The organism is Actinoplanes oryzae, assembly GCF_030757795.1.
In the GTDB taxonomy this organism is placed as follows: Bacteria; Actinomycetota; Actinomycetes; order Mycobacteriales; family Micromonosporaceae; genus Actinoplanes.
In genome coordinates, this window is sequence record NZ_JAUQWH010000302.1 from 1 (window position 1) to 4,610 (window position 4,610).

The following is a 4,610-nucleotide window of genomic DNA, read 5'->3' on the forward strand; positions in this document are numbered from 1 at the left end:
CGACATCGGCGGCTACCGCGCGACCCGCCGCAAGGAGCTGACCGCGGTGGCCCGCAACGCCGTCGAGAAGGTCAAGGAGCACGGCGACGCGGTGCGCCTGGAGCCGATGTCGGCCTTCGAGCGCAAGTGCGTGCACGACGTCGTCAACGCGATCTCGGGCGTGGAGAGCGAGTCCGAGGGCGTCGAGCCGAACCGTCGCATCGTGGTGCGGCCGGCGAGCTGATGACTGATCCCCGCTTCGGCGCGGGGGAGCACGGCCCGGGTGCTTCGGCGCCCGGGCCGTCTGCTTCTTCCGGCCGTTCCTCCAGCTCTTCTTCCGGTACGGGCTCCGCGTCAAGCTCGGGCTCCGCGTCGGGTTCCAGCTCTGCGTCGGGTTCCAGTTCCGTGTCGGACTCCGGTTCCGCGCCGGGCTCCCGTGGTGGGCCGTCGCGTGAGTCGGGAGCGGCGGGTGCTTCGGGCGCTGCCGCCGGTGGTGCCTCGCGGTCGGCGGGTGGTCGGCGTGGGGTGCCGGTGCGGTCGTTCCCCGGGCGGTCCGGTGGCGCTCGCTCCTCCTCTTCTCCCGGCCCTCGGAAGGCCGCGTCCGACCTTCCCGTAGCCGACGACCTTCCCGTGGCCGATCTCCCCGCGCTTGGCGGTGACCTTCCCAAGGCCGATCCTCCCTCGCCTGGAGGAGAGCGTGCCGTGGCCGATCCTCCCGCGTCCGGCGCTGACCTTCCCGTGGTCGCCGGGGCTGATGTGCTGTCCCCTCCCCCGGAGCACCGGGCGGCGGCCGAGGAGGTCTTCGGTGAGCGGCTGGCACTGGCCGGGCGCTACGCCGAGCTGCTCGTGACCGAGGGCGTCGTGCGGGGGCTCATCGGCCCGCGCGAGGCGCCCCGGGTCTGGGAACGTCACCTGATCAACTGTGCTGTCGTGTCCGAAATGATCCCTTCCGGGGCGTCGGTGATCGACGTCGGGTCTGGTGCCGGTTTGCCCGGTATCGTGCTGGCAGTGGCCCGGCCGGATCTCACGATCACGCTGGTCGAGCCGCTGGCACGACGGACCGCTTTCCTGTCCGAAGCGGTGACGGCGCTGGGCCTCGAGGCGACTGTGACGGTCGTCCGGGGTCGTGCCGAAGACGTCGCCGGTGGGCCCCCCGCCCCGGCCGACGTCGTCACCGCCCGAGCGGTGGCGCCGCTGGACCGGCTTGCCGGTTGGTGCCTCCCCCTGGCCGCCGTCGGCGGCCGGCTGCTGGCGCTCAAGGGCGCCTCGGCCGCGGAGGAGGTGGCCGAGCACCGTGACGCGGTCGCGACGCTCGGCGGTGGTGATCCGGTCGTCCGGCTCTGCGGGGCCGGTCTGATCGATCCGCCGACCACGGTCGTGGAGATCGTGCGGGAGCGAGCCGTCGTGGCACCACGGCCAAAGCCGTCCGGACGGGCGGCTGGTTCGGGCCGCGCCTCCGGTGGCGGGGGACGCGGGTCCGGTCCCGACCGCTCCGGCGATGCCGGTCGCGGCTCCGGGAAGAGGAGATCGCGGAGGGGCTAGATGGGCAAGCGGGGCGCGCGTCGACGTACGGGGAAGAGCGCGCGGTCCGCTCCCCCGCGGACAGAGCCGAAAGTAGGACTCAGCGGCGCGGGGACAGCCCTGGCCGTAGCCGCCGGGAGCGCACCCGGCGGCGCGGGAACAGCCCCGGCCGTAGTCGCCGGAAGCGCGCCCGGCGGCCTGATGGAGACGCCGGTCGGCGTAGGTGCGGGGCAGCCGGCCGGCGGGCCGGAGACGCCCAGGGTGCTGTCGGGAACCGGGTGGCCATGCGGGAGAATCAAGAGGTACGGCGGACGACTCGGCCGGGTGCCCGGATTCATGGTCTTCGAGTCACCCGGAAATCTGTCACTCTCAACTCATCAGGCGGACAAGCGTGGCACGGTTCGTCCAGCGGCCGTAGGCTGGCCGCGCGTCGATAGTGTGGACCGGACGGCGGGCGCGATCACAGCGCAGCCGTTTCCTGCCGGACCGCACGCTCGCGGTGCCGACTCCATCCAACCAGGCAGGGATAAAACGGTGCATGAGCATGGCAGGGGCCCCGACGGCGACCCCGGATGGGACGGTGTTTCACGTGAAACCGAGCCCTACGGCGATGCCGATCGGAGTGTGAGTTTGACGGTGACCTTCAACAACGGGGAGCAGAACGTGCCGCAGCCCCGAAGCAGCCAGGGTCAGGTGTACGGCAGCCCCGTGCAAGCCACGGACGGCGTGACCGTTGATTCCCGGAATCCCGCCCCGGCGCCTCGTACGGCTCCCGCTGTTGCTCCGGTTTCCGGCTCGGCGGCCGTACCTGTGGCCTCCTCCGATGTCCCCTCCCCCGCGGCAGTGAGTGCGCCGCCCGCCGATGCGGACGAGCATGTTTCACGTGAAACGCCGACCGGGGATGAGGACTACCCGCCCCTCGCCATGGAAGCGTTGCGAGCTGTGCAGATCCTCAATCCGAGCGGCGAGATCACCATGCCGCGGCCGGCCGCCCCGCGCGTCATCTGCGTCGCCAACCAGAAGGGCGGCGTCGGGAAGACCACCACGACGGTGAACCTTGCCGTGGCGTTGGCGCTCCACGGCAACCGGGTCCTCGTGGTCGACCTCGACCCGCAGGGCAACGCGTCGACTGGGCTGAACGTGCCCCACCATGCCGGCGTGCCCGACGTCTACGACTGCCTGATCGACAACGTGCCGCTTGCCGAGGTGGCGCAGCCGGTCGAGGGCATCCCCAACCTGTTCTGCGTCCCGGCGACGATCGACCTCGCCGGCGCCGAGATCGAGCTGGTCTCGGTCGTCGCCCGCGAGTCCCGCCTCGCGCGCGCGATCAATGCCCACCCCGAGAAGTTCGACTACGTCTTCATCGACTGCCCGCCGTCGCTGGGCCTCCTCACGGTCAACGCCCTCTGCGCGGCGCAGGAGGTGCTGATCCCGATCCAGTGCGAGTACTACGCGCTGGAGGGCCTGAACCAGCTGATCAACAACATCAACCTGGTCCGGCAGCACCTGAACCCCACGCTGGACGTCTCGACGATCCTGCTGACCATGTACGACCGGCGGACCCGCCTGGCCGACGCGGTCGAGCAGGACGTGCGGAACCACTTCGGCTCCAAGGTGCTCGAGGCGGTGATTCCCCGCAACGTGCGTGTGTCGGAGGCGCCGAGCTACGGCCAGTCCGTGATGACCTACGATCCGGGATCAAGGGGCGCGACCAGCTACTTCGAGGCCGCCCTGGAGATCGCAATGCGTGGGGTCAACGCGGGAGGCACGGCATGAAGAACCGTCCACGGGGTGGCCTCGGCCGCGGCCTGGGGGCACTGATCCCCACCGCCCCTCCCCCGAGCGCCGAGGAACCGGCCGCCGCGCCGGCGCCTGCTCAGTACGTGGCGCCGACGTCCGCTGAGCCGGCACCGGCGGCCGCCGAGCCGGCACCCGTCGCACCCACGCCGGCGCCGGCGACGGCGCCGGCGCCGGCTGCTCCGGAGGCGCCGGCTCCTGACGAGGGGCTGGCGCCTGTGCCCGGGGCGCGCTTCGCGGAGCTGCCGGTCGAGTCGATCGTGCCGAACCCGAAGCAACCGCGGCACGTCTTCGACGAAGAGGCGCTGGAGGAGCTCAAGACCTCGATCGAGGAGGTCGGCTTCCTCCAGCCGATCGTGGTGCGGGACATCGGCGACGGCTCGTACGAGCTCGTCATGGGTGAACGCCGCTGGCGCGCCGCCCAGGCCGTCGGCAAGGAGTCGATCCCGGCGATCATCCGCGAGACGCGCGACGACGCCATGCTCCGGGACGCCCTCCTCGAGAACATCCACCGCGCCAACCTGAACCCGCTCGAAGAGGCGGCCGCGTACCAGCAGCTGCTCGAGGAGTTCGGCGCCACGCACGAGGAACTGGCCCGCCGCATCGGACGCAGCCGGCCGCAGATATCCAACACGATCCGCCTCATGAACCTCCCGGCGCCGGTGCAACGCCGCGTCGCCGCGGGCATCCTGTCGGCCGGCCATGCCCGGGCGCTGCTCGGCCTGGACGACTCCGAGGCCCAGGAGCGGCTCGCGCTGCGCATCGTCGCCGAGGGCCTGTCGGTACGCGCCACCGAGGAGCTGGTTCAGCTCGCCGTGGCGGACGGGCCGGCGAAGAAGTCGGCCCCGGCGCGACGAGCCAAGGTGCACGCCCCGGCTCTCAACGATCTGGCCGAGCGGCTGTCGGACCGCTTCGACACCCGGGTCAAGGTCGACATCGGCCGGAACAAGGGCAAGATCACGATCGAGTTCGCCACGGTCGACGACCTCGAGCGCATCGTCGGCATGATCGGCGTCGAAGAAGAAGGCGCGAACACGGGCGACTGAGCCAGCGCGCCGGCGAGAGGGATGGCGGCTGCGGCCATTCCCCTCCCAAAGAACGAAGACAAGCAAGGCACGTGATCTGGCGGATCACGTGCCTTCTTCATGCCCGGACCGTCCCCCGGCGCGGCTCCTAGAGGCGCCTGCCGGTTCTGTCAGAACGATTCTCCTGGGATTTCGGCTGGACCGAGATTCGGAGCGGATTGCTTCCGGAACCCCCGAAAAGGGCCCTCTCGGCGACCAACGCGAGACTTGATCATCTCCAGCGTGCCG

General features: G+C 71.2%; 4 protein-coding genes. All 4 read left to right on the plus strand.

Annotation, left to right across the window (positions count from 1 at the left end; all coding sequences use genetic code 11):
- Positions 1 to 223 (plus strand): Jag family protein (locus RBH18_RS43085; RefSeq protein ID WP_306216308.1); only part of this gene is annotated, 223 nt, incomplete at its 5' end.
- A 494-nt stretch (positions 224 to 717) separates the two neighbouring features.
- Positions 718 to 1,521: a 16S rRNA (guanine(527)-N(7))-methyltransferase RsmG gene (gene rsmG / locus RBH18_RS43090; protein WP_306216310.1), complete on the plus strand. Its 804-nt coding sequence runs from the start codon at positions 718 to 720 to the stop codon at positions 1,519 to 1,521.
- A 513-nt stretch (positions 1,522 to 2,034) separates the two neighbouring features.
- On the plus strand, positions 2,035 to 3,276 hold the full coding sequence (locus tag RBH18_RS43095; protein ID WP_306216311.1) for a ParA family protein: 1,242 nt from the start codon (positions 2,035 to 2,037) through the stop codon (positions 3,274 to 3,276).
- The gene (locus RBH18_RS43100; RefSeq protein ID WP_306216309.1) at positions 3,273 to 4,343 is read left to right on the plus strand and encodes a ParB/RepB/Spo0J family partition protein; all 1,071 of its coding nucleotides are present in this window, start codon (positions 3,273 to 3,275) and stop codon (positions 4,341 to 4,343) included. The genes RBH18_RS43095 and RBH18_RS43100 overlap by 4 nt, the downstream gene beginning before the upstream one ends.
- Positions 4,344 to 4,610 lie beyond the last annotated feature (267 nt).